Raw genomic sequence first — 21,929 nt, 5'->3', positions numbered from 1 at the left:
TAGAATGAGTATTACTTTTGAGTCAGCATCTGTGTTTAGGAAAGGGCAAGATGAACGACCCGCGCAAGAGCAGCGACACCGAAGCCACAACGCATTTTGGTTTCCAGAATGTCCCGGAAAGCCAGAAGGCAGAGAAAGTCGCCGAAGTCTTTCACTCTGTGGCCGCCAAATATGACCTGATGAACGACGTGCTTTCCGGTGGGCTACACCGCCTGTGGAAGCGCTTCACCATCGAGCTGTCCGGCGTACGCAGTGGCAACCGCGTACTGGATATTGCCGGTGGCACCGGCGACCTGACCCGCAAATTCTCCAGTCTGGTCGGTCCGAGCGGCGAAGTAGTACTGGCTGATATTAACGACTCCATGCTTAAAGTCGGTCGCGACCGCCTGCTGGATAAAGGCGTGGCAGGCAACATCCGCTTCGTTCAGGCCGATGCTGAAAAGCTGCCGTTCCCGGACAACTACTTCGACGTCGTGACCATCGCCTTCGGCCTGCGTAACGTCACCCATAAAGAAGACGCACTGCGTTCCATGCTGCGTGTGCTGAAGCCGGGCGGGCGGCTGTTGGTACTTGAGTTCTCTAAACCATCGAACAATCTGCTGTCGAAGTTCTACGACACTTACTCGTTCCACTTCATGCCGCTGGCCGGCAAGCTGATCACCAATGATGCCGACAGCTATCGCTACTTGGCTGAGTCGATCCGCATGCACCCGGATCAGGAAACCCTGAAAGGCATGATGGCAGACGCCGGTTTTGAGCGCGTCACCTTCCACAACATGACAGGCGGCATTGTCGCCTTGCACCGAGGTGTAAAACCCTGATGCTGTTGACCGGGCTACTGGCCGGCGTTGAGCTTGGCCTCAATCGCGTACTGAGCATGGATAGCACTGCGCTGCCACGTCTGGCCAAGCTATCCGGTCATGTTATTGCTGTGCAATGCACGGCGCCGAGCCTGCAGGTGTATATCCTGCCCAATGCCGAGGGCCTGCAGCTGGCCGGACAATGGCACGGGGATGTGGATTGCCACCTGCGTGCCTCTGCCACCGACCTGATGCGCCTGGCCATCAGCCAGGACAAAACCAGCATCTTGCACAGTCCTGAGGTCGACTTGGATGGCGACAGTGCCGCCCTGCTCGAACTCGCCAACATCCTGCAGGACCTTGAGCTGGACTGGGAATACGAGCTATCCCGCTGGCTGGGGCCGGTGGCCAGCCCACTGATCGGTGCCCACCTGCGCAGCCGCGCTAATTGGCTCGGAGACTCGCTGGAGAGCCTGCGTCAGAACCTGGCCGACTACGTCAGTGAAGAGTCACGCACCCTCGTGGGCCAGCGTGAGGCCGACGCCCGATTTGCCGAACTGGACGACCTGAAATTGTCCCTCGACCGACTCGAAGCGCGCATTGAGCGCCTCGCCCAACGCCATAAGCCTACTGCATGAAGCTGCTCGCCCTGCGTCGCCTGCTGCGCATTTTGCGCGTGATGATCCGCTACCAGCTGGATGATCTGTTGTTCAGCCTGCCACTGCCCTTCTGGGCCAACCTGAGCCGCTACCTGCTGCCATGGCGCTGGCTACCGCGTCGCCAGTCGTCTCTGTCACGGGGTGCCCGGCTGCGCTTAGGGCTGGAGGAACTGGGGCCGATCTTCATCAAGTTCGGTCAACTGCTTTCTACCCGCCGCGATCTGCTGCCACCGGACATCGCTGATGAACTGGCCAAACTGCAAGACCGCGTGCCGCCTTTTGCTCAGGACAAAGCCCTGGCGTTGATCGAATCCCAGCTCGGCGCCAAGGTTGAGCAGCTTTTTGCCCGCTTCGATCCACAGCCGTTGGCTTCCGCATCCGTGGCCCAAGTGCATGCGGCCAAGCTGAAAACCGGCGAAGAAGTGGTGGTAAAAGTCATTCGCCCCGGATTACGGCCGATAATCGAACAGGATATTGCATGGCTGTTCCTGATCGCCACGATTGCTGAAAAAGCCTCCGCCGACGCCCGCCGTCTGCGCCCGGTCGAAGTGGTTTGCGACTACGAAAAAACCATCTACGACGAACTCGACCTCCTCCGAGAGGCCGCCAACGCCAGCCAGCTGCGCCGCAACTTCGAAGGTTCCCCCTTACTCTACGTACCGCAGGTTTACTGGGATTATTGCCGCCCGAAAGTGCTAGTAACTGAACGCATCTACGGCATCGGCGTCACCGATCTGGCCACCCTGGCGGATCAGGGTACCAACATGAAACTGCTGGCTGAACGCGGTGTGGAAATCTTCTTCACCCAGGTATTCCGCGACAGTTTCTTCCATGCTGATATGCACCCCGGCAACATCTTTGTCAGCACCCGCACGCCATGGGACCCGCAATACATCGCCATCGACTGCGGCATCGTCGGCAGCCTCACACCGGAAGATCAGGACTACCTGGCGCGCAACGTCATGGCCTTCTTCAAGCGTGACTATCGCAAGGTTGCGCAGCTGCACATCGACTCTGGCTGGGTGCCGAAAGAGACCAAGGTCAACGAATTTGAGGCCGCTATCCGCACCGTTTGCGAGCCTATTTTCGACAAGCCGCTCAAGGATATTTCCTTCGGCCAGGTGCTGATGCGCCTGTTCCAGACCGCGCAACGCTTCAATATGGAAGTGCAGCCGCAGCTGGTTTTGCTGCAAAAAACCCTGCTTAACATCGAAGGTTTGGGCCGTCAGCTTTACCCGGATCTGGACCTGTGGACCACCGCTCTGCCATTCCTGGAGCGTTGGATGCGCGAGCGGCACAGCCCTAAAACTCTGTTGCAGAATGTGCAGTCGCAGGCAGAGCAGATCCCCCATTTGGCCAACATGACCCGCGATTTGCTGGAGCGCTTGTCCCAGCCACATGCCCACAACGAACCTGCGCCTGACTTCGCAGGCCGCGACAGCCGGGCGCTGCGCATCTTGGGCGGGGCCTTGCTCGCCGGGGCAGCGGTGATGCTCAGCGGCGCAACTGCAGTCACTGATCCGTCGACTTGGCCTGCTTGGTTGATGGGTGCAGCAGGCTTGTACTTGGTCGTGCGCAGATAGCCAGCAGCCGCACAGGCTGTCAAACTTAGCGCTTTGACACCCACGTGCAGTACGACCCGCCAGGGCGGAACGAGATATGACTGATTGGCTTGATGAAATTCGCTGGGACAAAGACGGGCTGGTGCCTGCCATTGCCCAGGATTACCAGACCGGGCGCATCCTCATGATGGCCTGGATGAACCGAGAGTCACTGGCGCTCAGTGTCGCCGAAGGGCGTGCCATCTACTGGTCACGTTCACGGGGCAAGCTATGGCGCAAAGGCGAAGAGTCTGGCCACGTGCAGAAACTGCATGAGCTGCGTCTGGACTGTGATGCCGACGTGATCACGCTGCACGTTGAGCAAATTGGCGGAATTGCCTGTCATACCGGACGGCAGAGCTGCTTTTACCGGGTCTACGAAGATGGCGCCTGGAAAACCGTAGATGCGGTGATCAAATCCGCTGACAGCATCTATCACAAAGGACACAACCATGAGTGACACCCTTACGCGCCTGGCTCAGGTGCTGGAAGAACGTAAGGGCGCAGCGCCGGACAGCTCCTACGTTGCCAGCCTGTACCACAAGGGCCTGAACAAAATTCTCGAAAAAGTCGGCGAAGAATCGGTAGAAACCATTCTGGCCGCCAAGGATGCGCAGCAGTCGGGCGATTGCAGCGATCTCATCTACGAAACCGCCGACCTGTGGTTCCACAGCCTGGTCATGCTCGCCTCTTTAGGCCAGCACCCCCAGGCAGTTCTGGACGAACTCGACCGCCGCTTCGGCCTCTCCGGGCACGATGAAAAAGCCGCCCGGGCACTGACTAAATAACTAACGAGGACATTGAATATGGGCATTTTTGATTGGAAACACTGGGTCGTCATCCTGATCGTTGTGATTCTGGTATTCGGCACCAAGCGCCTGAAAAACCTCGGCTCTGATCTCGGCGAAACCATCAAAGGTTTCCGCAAGGCGATGAACACTGACGAAGGCGAAAAAACCGAACAAGCGCAGACTGCTGCTCCACAACAGCCTGCCGCACCGCTGAACCAGCCGCACACCATTGACGGCCAGGCTCAGAAAGTTGAAGAACCTGCACGTAAAGACTGAGTCAGTCCATGTTTGATATCGGCTTTTCCGAACTCCTGCTGGTAGGTCTGGTGGCCCTGATCGTCCTCGGCCCCGAGCGCCTACCGGGTGCCGTGCGTACGGCTGGCCTGTGGATTGGCCGAATCAAACGCAGCTTCAATGCCATCAAACAGCAGGTTGAGCAGGAAATCGGCGCGGACGAAATCCGCCGTCAGCTGCACAACGAACAGATTCTGCAACTTGAGCGTGAAATGAACGCCATGAAGCAGGAGCTGATTTCCGCTGGCAAACTGGCTGATCCCAACGCACCAGCCCCGGAACAGCCCGCCCCAGTGGCACAGCCAAACAGCGAAGCGCCGGCCCCTGCTGCGCCAGTCACCAGCGCTCAGACCGTTCTGCCACTGGAGCCGCCTGCTCCTGCTACACCCGCGACACCGGCAACAGCGAACCAAGCGACCAATCAGGATAAGCCGCAGCCATGAGCTCTACCCCAGAAAACGATCAGGAAATGCCCCTGATTTCACACCTGGCTGAACTGCGCTCGCGCCTGCTGCGCTGCGTCATTGCGGTATTTGTGTTGTTTATGGCGCTGTTCTATTTCTCGCAGGACATCTACACCTTGGTCTCGGCCCCCTTGCGTGCCTACCTGCCTGAAGGCGCGACCATGATCGCTACCGGCGTCGCCTCGCCCTTCCTTACGCCGTTCAAACTGACCGCGTGGGTGGCACTGTTCCTCAGCGTACCGATTCTGCTGCACCAAGCCTGGGGGTTCATTGCGCCGGGCCTGTACAAGCATGAGAAGCGCATCGCCATGCCACTGCTGGCCTCCAGCATCCTGCTGTTCTATGCAGGTATGGCCTTCGCCTACTTCCTAGTATTCCCGATCATCTTCCACTTCTTCGCCAGCGTGACACCGGAAGGCGTGGCGATGATGACGGACATCAACGAATACCTGAACTTCGTCCTCACCCTGTTCTTCGCCTTTGGTGTGGCCTTTGAGATTCCCGTCGCCACCTTCCTGCTGCTGTGGGTAGGCGTGGTCAACGTGGAAACCCTGCGCAAGAGCCGCCCGTACGTGATTATCGGCTGCTTCGTGGTCGGCATGATCCTGACCCCGCCGGACATTTTCTCGCAGACGCTATTGGCTGTGCCGATGTGGCTGCTGTTTGAGGTTGGCCTGCTGTTTGGCAGCATCATCAAACGCGAAGAAGAAAAAGAAGCCGAAGCCAGCGAAGAAGCGTCTGGCGACCAACCGCCTGCAACCCGCCCGTGAACCTGCTGTTACTGGAAGAGGCCGACTTTGTCGCGCCTGACCGGGCCCGCCTGAGCGGCCGTCGCCTCAAGCACATGCTTGAGGTGCACCGAGCCGAAAGTGGCGACAGCTTACGCGTCGGCAAACTCGGCGGCCTAATGGGCCAAGGCCAGTTACTGCACCTGGGCAGCGAGTACGCCGAGCTGTCGGTCACCTTGGATCAGCCGCCACCGGCCAAACTGCCGATCACACTGCTGCTGGCCCTGCCGCGCCCGAAGATGCTGCGCCGCGTGCTGCAAACCGTCAGCAGCATGGGCGTGCCCCGCTTGGTTCTGCTGAACAGCTACCGGGTCGAAAAGAGTTTTTGGCAAACACCGTTTCTAGAGCCGGATGCCATCCGCGAACAACTGGTTCTCGGGCTGGAACAATCCCGCGATACCGTTCTGCCGGAAGTCATCATCGAGAAGCGCTTCAAGCCTTTCGTAGAGGACCGCCTGCCCGAACTGGCCAGCGGCACCCTCGGCCTGATCGGCCACCCCGGCGATTACCCCGCCTGCCCTCGCGCGGTAAACGAACCCGTGACCTTGGCCATCGGCCCGGAAGGCGGCTGGATTCCCTATGAAGTGGATTTGCTGAGCAACGCAGGCTTAAAGCCCGTTCAGCTTGGCGAGCGAATTTTGCGGGTTGAGACAGCAGTTACAGCGCTGCTGGCACGACTTTATTAACCCCCTATTCGCGGCTAAAGCCGCTCCCACGAGATAGAGGGCTGCTTGTGGGAGCGGCTTTAGCCGCGAATAAGACTCTGCTCCCCTTTCAGGCAAACCGACTCGCCCAATTCTCTGGCAACAATTGGCCTTTAAACGCCTCCGCCTCTTCCAGCGTCACCTCCCCTGCGCGTAACGGTTCGGCACACTCCGAGCACACCAACACGCCGCGCATGCGATGCCCGCAGGTGCGGTGCGTGCGCTGGATCGGCGCACCTTCCGGACCGCTCATATAGCGATCCCCCCAGTCCACCAAAGTGACAATCACCGGATACAGATCCCGGCCCTTATCCGTCAGGCGATATTCCTCACGCAGCGGCCGCTCCTGATAAGCCACCTTGTCCAGCACGCCGGCCTCAGTGAGCTTCTTCAAACGATCAGCCAGCACATGGCGGGTCACGCCCAAGCGCTTTTCAAAACCGTCAAAACGGCGCACGCCCATAAAGCATTCACGCAGCACCAGCAGCGTCCAGCGGTCACCCACCACTGAGAGCGTCCTGGCCAGTGAACAGGGCTGCTGATCCAGTTCTTCCCAACGCATAAGCCAATCTCCACAAACGTCCGCGAACAATAGCTTGACAGGTTCTGAAATGGAACCGACTATCAAGTAGGTTCTAAAAAGGAACTAACGGAGAATCCAATGACAGATCGCAAGGCAGTTCTGGTAGTCGGTGCCGGTGATGCAACAGGCGGTGCCATTGCAAAGCGCTTCGCCAAAGAAGGTTACGTTGCCTGTGTTGCTCGGCGTAATGCTGAGAAATTGCAGCCGCTGGTCGATGAGATCGAAGCCGCAGGCGGCAGTGTGCGAGCGTTCGGCTGTGATGCGCGGGTGGAGGAACAGGTGGTCGAGCTGTTCGCCACCATCGAACGGGAAGTCGGCCCGCTGCATGCGGTGGTCTTCAACATCGGCGCTAACGTGCAGTTCTCCATTACCGAAACCACCGAACGGGTCTATCGCAAGGTCTGGGAAATGGCCGCTCTGGCGGGCTTCCTCACCGGTCGCGAAGCCGCCAAGGTGATGCTGCCACGCGCCAAAGGCACCATCATTTTCACCGGAGCCACCGCTTCGCTGCGCGGCCGCGCCAATTTCAGCGCCTTTGCCAGCGCCAAGTTCGCCCTGCGTGCACTGGCCCAGAGCATGGCGCGGGAACTGGGGCCAAAGGGTATCCATGTCGCCCACCCGATCATCGACGGCGCCATCGACACCGCCTTTATCCGCGATACCTTCCCGCAGCTGTACAAGCTCAAGGAACAGGACGGCATCCTCAATCCCGATCACATTGCCGAAACCTATTGGCAGATCCATTGCCAGCCCCGTGATTGCTGGGTCCACGAGATGGATCTGCGGCCCTGGTCCGAAACCTTTTAATCACTCAACCCACAAGGAGCACGTGCATGAGCAAGGCAGTGGAGTTCTTTTTCGATTTCGGCAGCCCGACCAGCTATCTGGCCTGGACCCAACTCCCCCGTATCGCCCAGGAGCACTGCGCCGAGATCATCTGGCGACCGGTGTTGCTTGGTGCAATCTTCAAGGCCACCGGCAACAGTTCACCGGTAGCGATTCCGGCTAAAGGCCGCTACATGCTGAACGATATGGCCCGATTTGCGCGACGCTACGGCGTGCCACTGGTGCCCAATCCGCACTTCCCGATCAACACATTGCAACTGATGCGCGGCGCAACCGGATACCTCGGCACAGACGACTTCCCGCGCTACGTCAAAGCCATCTATGAAGGCATCTGGACCCAGCGCCTGAATCTCGGCGATGTGCAGCAAGTGGCAGTCGTACTGACTCAGGCCGGGCTCGATCCAGCCACGTTCGAACAATTGATCAACGATGAAGGCATCAAGGAGACGCTGAAGAACAACACCGATGAGGCAGTCAAACGCGGCCTGTTCGGCGTACCGGCCTATTTTGTCGGTAATGAGCTGTTCTTCGGACAGGACCGCCTCGACTTTGTCGCCGAGGCGCTACAAGGCTGATGAACTGCCCGGTCAAGTTTCCAGCAGGAAGGTGACCGGGCCGTCGTTGATCAGGTGCACCTGCATATCGGCGCCGAACTGGCCGGTGGCCACATCGGCGTGCAGGTTGCGCGCTTGCGCCACCAGCAGGTCAAACAGTTCAGCGCCCAAAGCCGGTGAGGCGGCGCTGGAAAAACCAGGGCGCAGGCCGCTTTTGGTATCGGCTGCCAGGGTGAACTGGGAAACCAGCAACAGACCGCCGTTCACGTCCTTAAGGGACAGGTTCATCTTGCCCGCTGCATCGCTGAATACACGGTAGTTGAGCAACTTGTGCAATAGTTTTTCGACACTGGCTGGGGTGTCTTGCGGTTCGACGCCGACCAACACCAGCAGGCCCTGATCAATCGCCCCCACCACCTCACCCGCGACTTCGACACGCGCACTGCGGGCGCGCTGAATCAATGCTTTCATGCTTCTTCCGGAGCCAAGTTCAACAAACGGCGAGCCATGTCATCAGCCGCCCTCACTAAGGCGTCAGTTATACCGCTTTCGGCTGCGGCATGACCGGCATCGCGGATAATTTGCAGCTCACTGTTCGGCCAGGCTTTGTGCAGCGCCCAAGCGTTGTCCAGCGGGCAGATCACGTCATAACGGCCGTGCACAATAACGCCGGGCAGGTGGGCGATCTTGCCGATATCACGCAGCAGCTGGTTGGGCTCAAGGAAGGCGTTATTGACGAAGTAATGGCACTCAATACGGGCAATCGACAGCGCCCGCGCCGCTTCGCAGAAGCGATCCACCACCACTGCGTTTGGCCGCAACGTGGCGGTGCGCCCTTCCCAAGTCGACCAGGCCTTTGCCGCATGCATCTGGGCGATCTGATCCGGGCCTGTCAGGCGCTTGTAGAAGGCGGTCATTAAATCGCCACGCTCTTCAGGCGGGATCGGCGCCACGTAGTCCTCCCAGTAATCCGGGAACAGGCGGCTTGCCCCTTCCTGATAGAACCAGCGGAACTCCTCAGGCCGCGCCAGGAAGATGCCACGCAAAATCAGCCCCAACACCCGCTGCGGATGGGCCTGAGCGTAGGCCAAAGCCAAGGTCGAACCCCAGGAACCGCCGAACAGCACCCATTTTTCAATACCCAGGTGTTCGCGGATGCGCTCCATATCTGCAATCAGCGCCTGCGTGGTGTTGTTTTCCAGGCTGGCATGAGGCGTGGAGCGGCCACAACCACGCTGATCGAAGGTGATGATGCGGTACAGCGTCGGATCGAAATAACGACGACTGCTGGCGTCACACCCCGCACCGGGACCACCGTGAATAAAGACCACAGGCAAGCCGCTAGACGTGCCGCTCTCGTCCACGTACAACTGATGCGGAGCCTCCACCGCCAGCTCATGACGGGCGTAAGGTTTGATGTCCGGGTACAGGGTCTGCATGTTTTGCTCCTAAAGGGTGCATTCGAGACTGCCTGCGTCAGTATCAGCCTCGTCACATTAGCGGCATCATAACCATGAAAAGAACATTCAGCATGACACGTAAAATCTTTGCCAGCGCAATCTTGATGTTCATCACTCTGCTCGTCGGATGCGGCCCGAAAGACGATCCGCTTACCGCGCTTGAAGCGGCGGTGCAGCAGCTGCAGGACAATCTGGAGGCCAAGAAAACCGGTGACGTACTGGACCAATTGCACCCGCAGTTTTCCGCCCAGCAGAACTACGACCGTGACTGGGCCAAGCGCACCATGCTGATGCTGTTTATGCGCCACAAGAACGTCAAGGTACTTGCCTTGAGCAAGCAAAGCGCGTTGGACAGCACCTACCGCGACCGAGGCCACACCGAAGCGCAAGTGGCCCTGACCGGCGCCGAAGGGTTGATTCCCAACAGCGCAGGGCACTACACAGTGAAACTGGAGTGGTGGTTAGAAGACGGCGAGTGGAAACTGGCTCGCCTGAACTGGGATTAAAAGATAAACGGAATAAACATCCGGCTGCGTTGCATGTAGTCCGCATAGGCTTGACCGAATTGCGCCCGGCATTCGGCTTCATCGCAGCGCGCCGTCAAATACAACGCCACGCTCGCCAACGCCGCCAACAGCCAACTGACGAAGCCCGGCTGCTTACAGGCAACGCCCCAGGCCAACAGCAACAGCGAGGCGTACAGCGGATGACGGATTACCCGGTAAACACCGGATGTCACCAACTGCGACGTGCGCTCAAAAGCAAACAGCTCGGCATCCTGACGCTGAGTATCCGGCTTACCCATCTTGCGCAGTTGATAAAGACCGACAAACAGCAGTAGCAGCGAGCTGAATAGCAGCGCCCAGGACACCAGTTGATGCGCGCTGTAGCGATCCTCAAACCACACAGGGCCATTGAGCACCAGCAGCGCCAGAATCGCCTCCCAGGCAAAGAACCGATAGAACCCGTGGGACTTCGGCCGCAGCAGTGCCTGCCGAGATAATCCCAGCAACAACAACGACCCGATTACAAACGCCCCAGCCTGCACCCACACCATCAACTACTCTCCCCCAACCAGCCCCGGCGCTGCGCGCTGTAGAGCCCCTCTGTTACACTGCCGTACCATTTATTTCGGCCCAGCCAATGGATCGTTCACAACTGCACAACTTGCTGCCCCACCAAGGCCCAGCTCTGTGGCTGGATTGCCTATTGGCGCACGACAGCACGCATATTCAGGGGCTCAGCGCTTGGCATTATCTGCATGCCTTAGGCGCAGATGCTTCGCCCTGCCTGCTGTTTGAGGCTGCCGCCCAGTTGTGCGCCGCACATGGTGCCCTATACGGTGACAGCAGTGCTATTGAAATGGCACTGGTCGGCAAGCTTTCTCAGTTGCAGGTACACCACGAGCCCGAGCAGCGTGACGGTGCGCTGGAACTGGCTGCCGAGCAAGAGGCCCTGAGCCCAGCCGGTGCGCTCTACGCCTTTAGCGTTCACCACCACGGCCAACTGTTGCTGGACGGCAAACTGCTTCTGGTGCTGGTCCATGCTTGAGCTACGCCAACTGACTCACCATTACCCCGGTGCCAGCCGCGCGGCACTGCACGGAATTGACCTGCACGTAGAGGCAGGGGAATGCATTGGCCTGCTGGGCAGCAACGGTGCGGGTAAAACCACCCTGCTGTCGCTGATCAGCGGCGTGCTGGCGGTGCAACAAGGCGAACTGCACTGGCAGGATCAGCCACGCCTGGGCCTGATCCCGCAGCAATTGGCCTTCTATGCCGGGCTGAAGGTAAAAGAAAACCTCGCGCTGTTTGCCGATCTTTATCAACTGCGCGGCCCCCAGCGCCAGCAAGCGCTGGAGCGCTGCATCGACATCTGCACCCTGAGCGACAAGCTCAACGCCCGCAGCGAACAGCTTTCCGGCGGCGAGCAACGTCGCCTCAACTTCGCCATCGGCCTGCTACAACCGGCTGATCTGTACCTGTTCGATGAGGCCACCGTCGGTGTGGATGCCAGTAATCGTCAGCAGTTACTCAATGCCGTCGAACAGCTCACCCAAGACGGAAAGGCGGTGATTTACACCAGCCATTATCTGGAAGAAGTTGAGCGTGTCGCCCAGCGCATCCTGCTGCTGCACGAAGGTCAGGTGCGGCTGGATGTGGATAAACGCCAACTGCTCGGCGACGACCATGGCCTGCTGCTGGAATGGCCTGATCGCGTTCCCGAAGGTCTGCCCTCCCTGCTGGATCGCCTGCAACTCAAGGCAGAAACCCTGCACAACGGCCTGCGCATTAACGCCATCAGCCCGCAGCAGCTGCTGGAGATTAACCAGTTTATCGCCGCGCAAAGTGAGCAACCAAGCCTGCTGCGCTACGGTCGCCCGTCCCTTGAACAGCTTTACCTGCGCCTGAACGGAGGCCGACTGTGAGACTCCGGGCGCTGATGCGCAAAGAACTGCTCCTGCTCCTGCGCGATCCGCACGCGCTGGCGGTGCTGTTTATCATGCCTGCACTGTTCCTGCTGCTGATGGCCGGTGCCATGTCCAACTACATGCAGGAAAAACCACCGGCGCTGCGGCTAATTGTCGAAGCACCGAGCGACACCAGCAGCCAGTTCTTCAGTGCCGCCCTGCAAGCACAATTGCCGGACAGCGACCTGCTCAGCAGCAGCGACGAACGATTGGCCCGCGTCAGCCTGCCTGCGGATTTTGATCAGCACCTGCTCGACTCGCCTCACCAAGGCCCGGCCCTGAGCTTCCCGCCGCAGTTCGACAAACTCTCCCGCCAGCGCCTGCACAGCGCCGTGTCGATAGCCCTGGCGCAAACGCGCCTGCTCGCCTATCTGCAAGACAGCGGCGAGATTGATGAAGACCTCAGCCAAGCCGAGCGCCTTCAACTGATCCAGCAGCGCACGCAAAGCCAGATCAGCGAACACGAACTGCTCGCCAGCGGCGACTTAAGCGGCCGCGCCAACGCCACCCAACTTAGCGTCCCGGCATGGTTGATCTTCGGCATGTTTTTTATCGTCCTACCCATGGCCGGTGGCTTCCAACGCGAACAACAAAGCGGCGCCCTGCTGCGCCTGCGCTGTATGGGCCTGAGCCTCGGCACACTGGTGCTGAGCAAGCTGTTGCCCTATGTGCTGATCAACCTGGTGCAATTCAGCGCCCTGCTGGCCCTCGGCGTGTATGGCCTGCCGCTTTTGGGCCTGCCCGCCCTGAGCCTGCCGGGCAGCGCAGCGGGCTATATCGTTCTGGCCATCAGCCTGACGTTCGCCACCTGTAGCCTCGGCCTGCTGCTGGCGGCACTGGCCCGCAGCGCCGAACAGGCCTTGTTGCTTGGCGGCGGTATCAATATCCTGCTGGCGGCATTGGGCGGCATCATGGTGCCGAAGAGTGTAATGCCCGTCGCCATGGCGCAAATCGCCGAACTGTCACCCATGAGCTGGGCGTTGGACGCCTTTCTCACCTTATTAGTAGGCCAGGGCACACTGGCCGACATCGCCCCTTACTGCGCCCGCCTGCTGATCGTTGCAGTGCTGCTGGGCGTAGGCGGGCTGTTTTTGTTCACAAGAAGAATACGGCACACGCAATGGACCACTCATTACTAGAAGAACAACTCAAGCAACTCATCATTCGCGAGTGCGACAAAGAAGATGACATCGACTGGCAGGACATCACCAACGATGAAGTGCTGTTCGGTGGCAAAAGCCGCGTGCAGATGGACAGCCTCGACGCCCTGCAAGTCTCCCTGGCTTTGCAACAGCAGTACGGCGTACGCATTGAAGGCGCGAAAGAAGGCCGCCGCATTCTCAGCACCATCAGCAGCATCGCCAGCTTTATCAGGCAGCACCAGTGATCCCGATCTACCTGCAACGGGCCACGCTGGACTGCGCCCTGGGTGCCGATCTGGACAGCGCCGCCAACGCCCTGCACACCGGGCAAATGCCTGCGGGCGAAAGCTTTCTGCTGCATGAGCTGAACGAGCCGCGTCGCTACCTGCCTGCGCAAGGCCAGCGGGATTCGCTGATGACGCGGCTTAACCGCGTGCTCGAACAGACGCTCGGTGCCGAAGCGGGCGAGCTGAACGACTGCCTGCTGATCGTCGCCAGCACCAGCCTCGACATCAGCGATCTGGAAGAACTGACTCGCAGTAACGGTGGCTTTAAGCCGGAAGACTCCACGCCGCTGGATTTGCTCTCCGCCCAGCTGCGCAAGCGTTGGGGCTTTGCCGACGCCTTCACCCTCAACACCGCCTGCACCAGCGGCGCCAACGGCCTGCTCTACGGCGCCCGCATGCTCGCCGCAGGGCTGTATCAGCGCGCTGTGGTGCTAAGTTTTGAAACTCCCAGCGCCATCGCCCAACAAGGCTTCGGCGCCCTGATGCTGAGCAGCGCCAGCGGCCAGTACCGACCGTTTCACCCGGAGCGCGACGGCCTGATTCTCGGCGAAGCCTACGCCTGCACCCTGCTCAGCCACGAGCCAGGTGATCAACCGCTGGCACGCCTGCTCGGCGGCTTCAGCGCCTGCGACACCAGCAGCCTGACCACCACCCGCGAAGACGGCAGCCATATTCACTGGGTCATGCAACAAGCCCTGACTCGTGCCGGATGCAGCGCCGAACAGATCAACCTGGTGAAACTCCACGGCACCGCCACCAGCGCCAACGACGAAGCCGAAAGCAACGGCATGCGCCTGATGTACCCACAACAGATGCCGCACCTGAGTCTGCTCAAACCCTGGCTCGGCCACACCCTCGGCGCCTGCGGCCTGAGCGAAACCTTACTGCTGCTGCGCACCCTGCAAACCGGCTCGCTACCCGCGGTGGATTACGCAGCCGACGCCATGCTGCCACTGCCCCCCCAAGCCCTGAGGCTGCCCGCCAACAGCCTGCTGCTGGCCAACTTCTTCGGTTTTGGCGGCAACAACGCCAGCTTGGTGCTGCAAGGCTGTGAACAAGGTGAACCACCATGCGCGTGATTGCCCGTAACGAAGTACGCGGCAACGCCGCCGACACCGACAAGCAACTCAAAGCCCAGCTTTCACAATGGCTGGAACAACCGCCACGGCGCATCGACCGCCTGATCCTGCAATGCCTGCTCGCCGCTGCCCCGCTGAAAAGCCACATCACCGGCCGCTGCGGGCTCTATCTCGCCGCCGCCCACCCCGACCGCAGCACCATGGGCGCCCTGCTCAACAGCGTCTGCGTGCAACACAAACAGCCCAAGCCGTTTGAGTTCGTCAACAGCGTGAGCAACGCCGCAGGCTTCCACATCGCCCAACAACTCGGCCTTGAAGGCCCGAACCTGTTTATTGGTGCTGGGGAGAATGTGTGGGAACAGCTGAAGGCACTAGCCAAGCTGGATTTGGATGATGGCGTGATTGAGCAGGCGTTATTGGTGGTGTGTGAGGATGGGGGAGAGCTTGGGGTTCGGGCGGACTTGATCGGACATAAACTTTCCTGACTCATTTTAGCGGGCTTGCTATGCGCTAGTGAACAGGGCGCGGGCAACCCGGGCCATTCTCGGTAAGCGGCGGATTACGCTCCGCTAATCCGCCCTACGTTGTTGGGCCAGCAGCAGTCATTTCTTTATTGGCTTCGCCCCAGCTCCACCTTTGCGCTTACCGGATTCAGCTCCCGGTTGCTCGGCAGGTTCTTCCCGTTCCAACGCGCCCAGCAGTTCTGCTAGCTGGTTGTTCAGCAACTCCACGTCTTGGGGCTTGAGCAGCTTCAGGATTTCCCGTTCATTTTCCACATGGGCTTCTATTGCCCGATCTATGAGTTCAAGGCCTGCCTCTGTGAGTTGGGCGAGCATGCTGCGCGCGTCTTGCGGGTCGGGCTGGCGAGTCACCAGCCCGGCTTTTTCCAAGCGTTGCAGGCGGTAGGTCATGGTGCCTGAGGTGATCATCAGGGTTGAGAAAATCGCGGTCGGGCTGAGGCAATAAGGTGCGCCGCCCCGTCTGAGTGCCGCCAGTACATCGAACTCAGACATGGTGATGCCGAAATTCTGGAAGGTGTTTTCGAGCTTGTTATGCAGAAGTGCCGCACAGCGCTGCAAACGACCGATCGGCCCCATGAGATCGGCGTCCAGATCGGGGCGCTCACGCTTCCATTGGTCGAGAATCCTGTCCACTGAGTCTTTATTGCGTTCCAAATTCGCCCCGATATCTTGACTTCAAGATAATATTTCGCAAGCATCTGCTGTGTGTCTAGGCCCTGTTATTAGCAAGAGGCCATCAACAATCGCAATGTGATGCATCTCATTGTTTATAAACATATGTCCCACGTCCGATTGCCCCTTGCCTAAACACATCTAGGATCAACTTACGCAGGTCGCGTATTCATCAAGCAACGGAGGCTCACGATGAAAATTAAAACTTCAGCCGCAATACTAATAGCAAACTTATTTTTAGTTTCAGCAAGCGCGTCGGCTCAAACCGAAGCCAGTGCATTCAACCTGCCCCATAACCCGCCTGTTGTTGATGTGTCCGGAGCAAAGAAAGTCTCCGAAGGAATCACCATCATCCCTGACAGTAAGCGCACCAATTACGTTCCTAACATAGGGATCATTGAAGGCTCGGATGCCATTCTGGTCATCGACACGGGCATGGGTAGCGCAAATGGGGGCAAGGTCTACACCTACGCCCAAAAAGTTGCCAATGGCCGCAAAATCTATGTGACCACGACACATTTCCATCCTGAGCATGCCTTCGGTGTATCGGCCTTCAAAAACGCGGTATACGTCGCCAACCGCAAACAAGCCAAAGAAATCGATGAAAAGTCCGAAGCCTATCTGGCCATGTTCCGGAACTTTGGTTCAGTGGAGAAGGAGGCGCTGAAAGATACTGTTATCGCACGCCCCACTGTCATCTATGACAACACCATGACCATTGATTTAGGTGGCAAGCAGGCAGAGTTGATTGAGATGCCAGCGCACACACAAGGTGATCAGGTCATTTTCGTAGACGGGGCGGTGTTCCTGGGGGATCTGGTTGAAAACCGCTTTTACCCGATCATGCCTGACGCGGATGCGCACGGAGAAAAATGGATCAAGGTGCTGAATGATGTCTTGGCGCACAAACCGAGCATTTCCGTACCAGGCCACGGCGACCTCAGCGATGCCAGCCTAATCAAAGAAGTGCGTGATTATCTTATTGATGCCCGTGATCTGGTTGCTGCCGCTGTACACGAGGGAAAAACTCAGGATCAAGCTCTGAAAGAGCTCACCCCCAAACTGAAGGCTCTGCATCCAGACTGGGACAATAGCGTGTTCATTCCCTATCAGATCAGCGTTTTCTACGCGGAACAGTCCGGCAAGGAATTAAAGCTGCCTGATCTTTTAAAAGACATGCAGAAATAGAGCAACAAGGACTTACCAGGCCTGTAAATGTGAGCAACTGATGTGGGTAAGATCCGCTCTTACCCAACCAGCCAGAATCATATTCAAGCCCGTAGTCAGACTCGTAATACAACGATCCCGGACACTTTACCCAGTTAATCAATCATTTCTTCAGATAGCGTCGCCAACCGTGAAAGGTGACTGAAGGGTGTTTTAAGCGCTTCCATCACAGAGAAGTGATTTCGACCTGCAACCTCAAGGCAGTCGGTACTGATGCCCAATCCGAGCCAGATGCTGGCAAGGAGCGCGTTTTGCCGTCTCAGCTCGGAAAGTTCATCAGTTCCGCATACACAAATGAGTTCAAACGCATGGCCTGGAGTGCTTAAAGCAGGGCTTAACTGACTGGCTTCGGCGTTATCTAAGCCCAATGCCGCATTGAGTTTTCCCGCACGGACAATAGGCCGCAGATCATGCAGACCGCTTATCGAGATAACCCGCTGAATACGTGACCGGGATTGTTTAGACAGGCCGCTATTCTGGCTAACAGCGTATGTCACCAAGTGCCCGCCGGCTGAGTGGCCTGCCAGCACCAAGGGGCCATCGGCGTAACGCTGGCCGACATACTCAATGGCCCGACAAACCGACTCAGTGATCTGCCTGATGCTGACCTGCGGACATAACGGGTAATCCACAACCACTACACGCCAGCCGCGAGCCCGTGCCCCCTCCGCAAACTGCGCATGTTCGTTTTTGTCGCTGCTTTGCCAGTAGCCGCCATGAACGAAAACAAGTGTCCCATGAGCATCCCCCTCCGGCAGGTAGATATCCAATAGCTCTCGCGGACCGGGCCCGTAGCTCAAATCCTGCTCGGCGTGTGTCCTCCTATCAGCCTGATAAGCAGCTCCCTGCACCGACCACCCTGCGAGCAGGGCGGCAGCATTCTTAACGGCGAGACTATTGTTATAGGCAACATCCCAGTCATCTATTTTCATACGCATGCTCGTGGGGCAAATACAGAAGGGTCGTTACCCATCTTTACCCCGACATGTTCAGCGCTGACTATCCAGCTAGTCGGTATTTGATATCCACTCTGTAAGTGAGTTAGCGCTGCCCCTCATCACTCATCTGAGGGGCTCACCTGTCCCCCATACAAATCTCCCTGAGCATCTGCAAAAACCATAATTTCTCGCGGGCGTTCCTGAGGGTTTTCTGGCTGTAGAGGCAAACTTCAATTGGGGAAAAATCTACCGGTAACGGCACGTCTTTAATGGCGTAAAGTTGGCTGCCGAGGGTGCTGTAGGTCTGCGGCACGACGCTGATGCATTCAGATGATTCAACCAGCGAGGCGACGATAGCGAGGTCGGAGACGGTCAGCGCGGTGGGTAGTTTCTGCCCGGTGCGTTTAATCCAGTCTTGGTAAAACACATGGCCTGCTTGGGATGAGGCGACGACGTGTTTCTCGCGGCGAAACTGCTCCAGAGTGATTGCCTCGCCAACACGTGGGTGCGACTCCGCAACCAGGCAAACATAGCGGTCCTTCAGCAGCAGGTCGCAGTGCACATCCTGCACGGCGTAGGTGCGGTTGCAGATGGCGGCATCAATCACGCCTTTATCCAGCCACTCCTGTAGCTCGGCGATTTTCAGCGGCATCACTTCAATCTCTACACCCGGCGCGTGCTTGCTCAACTCGCGAAAGATGCGCGGCAGGTAGTAGCGTTCGCCAAGGTCGGACATCGCGACGACAAACTTGTGCTGCGAGGTGCGGTAGTCGAAGGATTTTCGCGAGGCCACCAGCGCTTCTACGTCGTTCACCACTTGGCTGAAGGTGCGATAAATCTCAGTGGCCTGGCGTGTGGGGGCCATGCGGTTGTTATGGCGGATGAACAGATCATCGTTCAGCTCTTCGCGCATCTTCTTCAAGGCATAGCTCACCGAAGGCTGGGTAACGAACAGCACGTCAGCTGCGCCGGAAACACTGCCTTGTTCGTAGATTGCCACGAACACTTTGATCAGATTCAGATCCATATAAAACCTGTTTATATTTAATTCGTAATCTATCTATTTGATCTATGAAAATAGCAGATCATAGACTGGCCTTCGACTTCAGAGCGAAGGAGATACGCGATGAACACTGTTCAGCAAACGACCTACGACATTCTTCGTAGCAACGGCATGAACATTATTTTCGGCAACCCCGGCTCTAACGAGTTGCCGTTTCTGAAGAACTTTCCCGAAGACTTCACCTATGTACTCGGCCTGCAGGAGGCCACCGTGCTGGGCATAGCCGATGGTTATTCGCAGGCCTCCGGCAAGCCTGCATTGGTTAACCTGCACTCTGCCGCTGGAACCGGTAACGCCATGGGCGCCCTGGCCAATGCCTGGAACTCACACTCGCCGCTGATTGTGACTGCAGGACAACAGCACCGGGCGATGGTGTCGGTTGAGCCGTACCTGACCAATATCGACGCCACACTGCTGCCGCGCCCGTTGGTGAAGTGGAGCTACGAGCCATCCACGGCTCAGGAGGTGCCCTATTCCATCAGCCGTGCGATCCACACAGCGATGTCTGAAGCGAAAGGCCCGGTGTATGTGTCCATTCCCTATAACGACTGGGCGCAAGAGGCCGAGCAGCAGAGCCAATCGCTGATCAGCCGCAAAGTGACCAGCCGCCGCGCGCTGGATACGGACTCCCTGGACAGCATCGCAACGGCCATCAGCAGCGCGCAAAATCCCGTGATGGTTCTGGGCTCGGATGTGGATGCAGACGACGCCAACGACCTTGCCGTACAGCTGGCGGAAAAGCTCAAGTGCCCGGTCTGGGCCGCACCGTCCACACCGCGCTGCCCGTTCCCGAACCGTCACCGCAGCTTCAAAGGGCTGCTGACATCCGGGATCAACTCCATCTCCGAACAGTTGCAGGCGCACGATCTGATTCTGGTGATAGGCGCCCCGGTATTCCGCTATCACCAATACGAGGCCGGCGAGTACCTGCCGGCGAATGCCAAGCTGATCCACATCACCTGCGACATTAACGAAGCCTCCCGCGCGCCTGCCGGGGATGCCTGGGTGGCGGATATAAAACCCGCGCTGCAGCAGTTAGTGACCGCTGTGGAAGAGAAAACTACAGCGCTGCCGGATTTCAGAAACTCGCCCCTGCAAATGGGCCTGACGTCACCGATGCGCCCGGAAACGGTGTTCGACACCCTTAACTGGGCTGCACCGGAGAACTCAATCTTCGTCAACGAATCCACCTCCACCACAGCCGCAATGTGGGAGCGCCTGACCTTTGCCGGACAGGGCAGCTATTACTACGCAGCAGCGGGCGGGCTGGGTTTTGCCATGCCCGCCGGGGTCGGCATCCAGATGGCCCGACCGGACCGCCAGGTGTTTGTGGTAATCGGTGACGGCTCCTCCAACTACAGCATTCAGGCGCTGTGGACAGCCGCGCAGTACAGCGTGCCGGTGATTTTTATCGTCATGAAAAACGGCACTTACGGCGCACTGCGCTGGTTCGCCTCAGTACTGGAAGTCGGCGATATTCCGGCCTTTGATGTACCGGATATCAACTTCAGCAAACTCGCCGAAGGCTACGGAGTTCAAGCCTTCAGCGCGGGCACGCCAAACGAGCTGGAGCAAGCCATCGCCAGCGCACGCAGAACAGGAAAACCTGCATTGATTGAGGTTGAAACCTGGGGCGCTCTGCAGGATTTGCAGAGCCAATAAACGGCAGCAGCCAAACCGTGAGGCGCCGGGTGTAAACCCTGGCGCCGTTCAGGGAGTGAATATGTCCAATTCCACAATTCAGTCCATCATCAACAGCTTCAAATCAACCCAGCTTCAGATAGTCGATTTAAGCCATCAGCTCAACAGTCAGTTTCCGATCCTCAACCTGCCGCCGCAGTTTGGCCAGACATGGGCCTTCAAAAAGGAAACCATCTCCCATTACGACGAGAAGGGACCGGCCTGGTACTGGAACAACTTCTCCTGCGGTGAACACACCGGCACGCACTTCGACGCTCCCGCCCACTGGGTCAGCGGTAAAGACAGGCCAAATGGCACGGTCGATACCATTGATGTGCGCAACTTCATCAGCGAAGCCGTGGTGATAGACGCCAGCGAAGAAGTCAGCCAGAACGACAACTGGCTGCTGACCATCGACTTTCTTTTGATGTGGGAGAAAGCCCACGGACGTATCCCGGAGCACGCCTGGGTGCTGTTTCGCAGCGGCTGGTCGCAGCACATCAACAACCCTGAACGCTTCACCAACCTGGTCGATGGCAAACCCAATACACCGGGGCCAGATCAAGACTGCGTACAGTGGATGATTGAGCAACGCAACGTGCGCGGTTTTGGCGTTGAGACGATCAACATCGACGCGGGCCTGTCCATCGACTGGCCGCTGCCCTTCCCCTGTCACAACCTGATGATGGGCTCAGGGCGCTTTGGCCTGCAGTGCCTTAACAATCTGGACAGGCTACCGCCACGAGATGTGTTGATCATCGCCGCACCGTTGAAAATCGAAGAAGGCTCAGGCAGCCCGTTGCGGGTGTTAGCTGTTTTCTGAGCCTAGATCACCACGCAAGGCGGTTTATCTACCCGCTCAAGCAGTGATTGAACGATGACAAGAGGACGTCACCATGAGAACCATCATCAACCCAGCATCCATGCACTCAACACACGAATTCGGGTTTTCCCATGCAGCCCTGAGCAGCTCGGGCAATCTCCTGCACATAGCGGGTCAGGTCGCCTGGGACAAAGACCAGAACCTGGTCGGCAAGGGTGATATGAAGGCCCAGATCGGCCAGGTGCTGAAGAACATCAATGAGCTGCTGGCCACGCAAAATGCTACAGCCGCCAACATCGTCAGGCTGCGCACCTTTATGGTCGATACCAGCCCGGAGAACCTTGAGCATCTGTTCACCGAACTTAACGCGTTTTACGGCCAAAACGAGCCCGCCCCGAACACCCTGATCGGCATTACATCCCTCGCCGCAAGTGATTTTCTTATCGAAATAGAAGCTACTGCTTGCGTCTAACAGGAGATCCA

29 protein-coding genes are annotated in these 21,929 nt (G+C 58.2%); 22 read left to right on the top strand and 7 right to left on the bottom strand.

All coding sequences use genetic code 11. The annotated features are described in order from the left end of the window. Positions 1–50: 50 nt before the first annotated feature. From ubiE to WG219_01965, 9 genes are all read left to right on the top strand, one after another. Complete coding sequence (gene ubiE / locus WG219_02005; GenBank protein ID WXL26285.1) at positions 51–821, top strand: bifunctional demethylmenaquinone methyltransferase/2-methoxy-6-polyprenyl-1,4-benzoquinol methylase UbiE; 771 nt, start codon at positions 51–53, stop codon at positions 819–821. Further along, entirely contained in the window at positions 821–1,438 is a 618-nt protein-coding gene (locus WG219_02000) for an SCP2 sterol-binding domain-containing protein (protein WXL26284.1), read from the top strand. Before ubiE ends, WG219_02000 begins: the two co-directional genes overlap by 1 nt. Next, positions 1,435–3,042 carry a ubiquinone biosynthesis regulatory protein kinase UbiB gene (ubiB, locus tag WG219_01995; protein ID WXL26283.1) on the top strand — a complete coding sequence of 536 codons (1,608 nt, stop codon included), beginning with the start codon at positions 1,435–1,437 and terminating at the stop codon, positions 3,040–3,042. The genes WG219_02000 and ubiB overlap by 4 nt, the downstream gene beginning before the upstream one ends. Before the next feature lie 76 nt (positions 3,043–3,118). After that, positions 3,119–3,520: a phosphoribosyl-AMP cyclohydrolase gene (gene hisI / locus WG219_01990; GenBank protein ID WXL26282.1), complete on the top strand. Its 402-nt coding sequence runs from the start codon at positions 3,119–3,121 to the stop codon at positions 3,518–3,520. Continuing rightward, positions 3,513–3,848, top strand: coding sequence for a phosphoribosyl-ATP diphosphatase (locus WG219_01985; protein WXL26281.1), 336 nt, complete (start codon positions 3,513–3,515; stop codon positions 3,846–3,848). Before hisI ends, WG219_01985 begins: the two co-directional genes overlap by 8 nt. A gap of 18 nt (positions 3,849–3,866) precedes the next feature. After that, positions 3,867–4,127: a twin-arginine translocase TatA/TatE family subunit gene (locus tag WG219_01980; GenBank protein WXL26280.1), complete on the top strand. Its 261-nt coding sequence runs from the start codon at positions 3,867–3,869 to the stop codon at positions 4,125–4,127. A gap of 8 nt (positions 4,128–4,135) precedes the next feature. Further along, positions 4,136–4,588 carry a Sec-independent protein translocase protein TatB gene (tatB, locus tag WG219_01975; GenBank protein WXL26279.1) on the top strand — a complete coding sequence of 151 codons (453 nt, stop codon included), beginning with the start codon at positions 4,136–4,138 and terminating at the stop codon, positions 4,586–4,588. Continuing rightward, positions 4,585–5,379: a twin-arginine translocase subunit TatC gene (gene tatC / locus WG219_01970; GenBank protein ID WXL26278.1), complete on the top strand. Its 795-nt coding sequence runs from the start codon at positions 4,585–4,587 to the stop codon at positions 5,377–5,379. The genes tatB and tatC overlap by 4 nt, the downstream gene beginning before the upstream one ends. After that, complete coding sequence (locus WG219_01965) at positions 5,376–6,083, top strand: 16S rRNA (uracil(1498)-N(3))-methyltransferase (protein WXL26277.1); 708 nt, start codon at positions 5,376–5,378, stop codon at positions 6,081–6,083. The genes tatC and WG219_01965 overlap by 4 nt, the downstream gene beginning before the upstream one ends. Before the next feature lie 88 nt (positions 6,084–6,171). On the opposite strand, the gene WG219_01960 is transcribed toward WG219_01965, so the two are convergent. Continuing rightward, positions 6,172–6,663, bottom strand: a complete 492-nt coding sequence (locus WG219_01960) for a helix-turn-helix domain-containing protein (protein ID WXL26276.1) — start codon at positions 6,661–6,663, stop codon at positions 6,172–6,174. A gap of 99 nt (positions 6,664–6,762) precedes the next feature. Here WG219_01960 and WG219_01955 point away from each other — a divergent pair, with 99 nt between their 5' ends. Further along, the gene (locus tag WG219_01955) at positions 6,763–7,491 is read left to right on the top strand and encodes an SDR family oxidoreductase (GenBank protein WXL26275.1); all 729 of its coding nucleotides are present in this window, start codon (positions 6,763–6,765) and stop codon (positions 7,489–7,491) included. 26 nt (positions 7,492–7,517) lie between these two features. After that, positions 7,518–8,105, top strand: coding sequence for a 2-hydroxychromene-2-carboxylate isomerase (locus WG219_01950; protein WXL26274.1), 588 nt, complete (start codon positions 7,518–7,520; stop codon positions 8,103–8,105). A 12-nt stretch (positions 8,106–8,117) separates the two neighbouring features. On the opposite strand, the gene dtd is transcribed toward WG219_01950, so the two are convergent. Both dtd and pip read right to left on the bottom strand, forming a co-directional pair. After that, entirely contained in the window at positions 8,118–8,555 is a 438-nt protein-coding gene (gene dtd / locus WG219_01945; GenBank protein ID WXL26273.1) for a D-aminoacyl-tRNA deacylase, read from the bottom strand. Next, on the bottom strand, positions 8,552–9,523 hold the full coding sequence (gene pip / locus WG219_01940) for a prolyl aminopeptidase (GenBank protein WXL26272.1): 972 nt from the start codon (positions 9,521–9,523) through the stop codon (positions 8,552–8,554). Before pip ends, dtd begins: the two co-directional genes overlap by 4 nt. Positions 9,524–9,615: 92 nt before the next feature. On the opposite strand from pip, the gene WG219_01935 reads away from it, so the two are divergent. Beyond that, the gene (locus WG219_01935) at positions 9,616–10,050 is read left to right on the top strand and encodes a hypothetical protein (protein ID WXL26271.1); all 435 of its coding nucleotides are present in this window, start codon (positions 9,616–9,618) and stop codon (positions 10,048–10,050) included. Here WG219_01935 and WG219_01930 read toward each other — a convergent pair. Further along, positions 10,047–10,601 carry an isoprenylcysteine carboxylmethyltransferase family protein gene (locus WG219_01930; GenBank protein WXL26270.1) on the bottom strand — a complete coding sequence of 185 codons (555 nt, stop codon included), beginning with the start codon at positions 10,599–10,601 and terminating at the stop codon, positions 10,047–10,049. The genes WG219_01935 and WG219_01930 overlap by 4 nt on opposite strands. A gap of 86 nt (positions 10,602–10,687) precedes the next feature. On the opposite strand from WG219_01930, the gene WG219_01925 reads away from it, so the two are divergent. The 6 genes from WG219_01925 to WG219_01900 are packed head-to-tail and all read left to right on the top strand — an operon-like array spanning position 10,688 to position 15,007. Continuing rightward, positions 10,688–11,095, top strand: coding sequence for a beta-hydroxyacyl-ACP dehydratase (locus tag WG219_01925; protein ID WXL26269.1), 408 nt, complete (start codon positions 10,688–10,690; stop codon positions 11,093–11,095). Beyond that, positions 11,088–11,972, top strand: coding sequence for an ABC transporter ATP-binding protein (locus WG219_01920; GenBank protein ID WXL26268.1), 885 nt, complete (start codon positions 11,088–11,090; stop codon positions 11,970–11,972). Before WG219_01925 ends, WG219_01920 begins: the two co-directional genes overlap by 8 nt. After that, on the top strand, positions 11,969–13,153 hold the full coding sequence (locus WG219_01915) for an ABC transporter permease (GenBank protein WXL26267.1): 1,185 nt from the start codon (positions 11,969–11,971) through the stop codon (positions 13,151–13,153). Before WG219_01920 ends, WG219_01915 begins: the two co-directional genes overlap by 4 nt. After that, positions 13,135–13,401 (top strand): acyl carrier protein, encoded by a 267-nt coding sequence (locus WG219_01910; GenBank protein WXL26266.1) that lies wholly within the window; start codon positions 13,135–13,137, stop codon positions 13,399–13,401. The genes WG219_01915 and WG219_01910 overlap by 19 nt, the downstream gene beginning before the upstream one ends. Next, complete coding sequence (locus WG219_01905; protein ID WXL26265.1) at positions 13,398–14,522, top strand: beta-ketoacyl synthase N-terminal-like domain-containing protein; 1,125 nt, start codon at positions 13,398–13,400, stop codon at positions 14,520–14,522. The genes WG219_01910 and WG219_01905 overlap by 4 nt, the downstream gene beginning before the upstream one ends. After that, positions 14,513–15,007, top strand: a complete 495-nt coding sequence (locus WG219_01900; protein ID WXL26264.1) for a hypothetical protein — start codon at positions 14,513–14,515, stop codon at positions 15,005–15,007. The genes WG219_01905 and WG219_01900 overlap by 10 nt, the downstream gene beginning before the upstream one ends. A gap of 117 nt (positions 15,008–15,124) precedes the next feature. On the opposite strand, the gene WG219_01895 is transcribed toward WG219_01900, so the two are convergent. Beyond that, positions 15,125–15,697, bottom strand: coding sequence for a MarR family transcriptional regulator (locus WG219_01895; GenBank protein ID WXL26263.1), 573 nt, complete (start codon positions 15,695–15,697; stop codon positions 15,125–15,127). A gap of 210 nt (positions 15,698–15,907) precedes the next feature. On the opposite strand from WG219_01895, the gene WG219_01890 reads away from it, so the two are divergent. Next, complete coding sequence (locus tag WG219_01890) at positions 15,908–16,903, top strand: MBL fold metallo-hydrolase (protein ID WXL26262.1); 996 nt, start codon at positions 15,908–15,910, stop codon at positions 16,901–16,903. Between the two features lie 134 nt (positions 16,904–17,037). Here WG219_01890 and WG219_01885 read toward each other — a convergent pair whose 3' ends face one another. Continuing rightward, positions 17,038–17,874, bottom strand: coding sequence for an alpha/beta hydrolase (locus WG219_01885; protein ID WXL26261.1), 837 nt, complete (start codon positions 17,872–17,874; stop codon positions 17,038–17,040). Between the two features lie 142 nt (positions 17,875–18,016). Further along, on the bottom strand, positions 18,017–18,907 hold the full coding sequence (locus tag WG219_01880) for a LysR family transcriptional regulator (GenBank protein ID WXL26260.1): 891 nt from the start codon (positions 18,905–18,907) through the stop codon (positions 18,017–18,019). A gap of 99 nt (positions 18,908–19,006) precedes the next feature. Between WG219_01880 and mdlC the strand changes: the two genes are divergently transcribed. The 3 genes from mdlC to WG219_01865 all read left to right on the top strand — a co-directional run bounded on the left by mdlC (position 19,007) and on the right by WG219_01865 (position 21,918). Continuing rightward, a complete protein-coding gene (mdlC, locus tag WG219_01875) occupies positions 19,007–20,605 on the top strand; it encodes a benzoylformate decarboxylase (GenBank protein ID WXL26259.1) in 1,599 nt (532 codons plus the stop codon). A gap of 61 nt (positions 20,606–20,666) precedes the next feature. Continuing rightward, the gene (locus tag WG219_01870) at positions 20,667–21,446 is read left to right on the top strand and encodes a cyclase family protein (GenBank protein WXL26258.1); all 780 of its coding nucleotides are present in this window, start codon (positions 20,667–20,669) and stop codon (positions 21,444–21,446) included. Positions 21,447–21,519: 73 nt separating this feature from the next. Next, entirely contained in the window at positions 21,520–21,918 is a 399-nt protein-coding gene (locus WG219_01865) for a RidA family protein (protein WXL26257.1), read from the top strand. Positions 21,919–21,929: the final 11 nt, after the last annotated feature.

Origin of the sequence: Pseudomonas mendocina, assembly GCA_037482215.1 — a bacterium.
In the GTDB taxonomy this organism is placed as follows: Bacteria; Pseudomonadota; Gammaproteobacteria; order Pseudomonadales; family Pseudomonadaceae; genus Aquipseudomonas; species Aquipseudomonas mendocina_E.
Note: the sequence above shows the minus strand (reverse complement) of the source record. Positions and strands in the feature narration are given on the sequence as shown.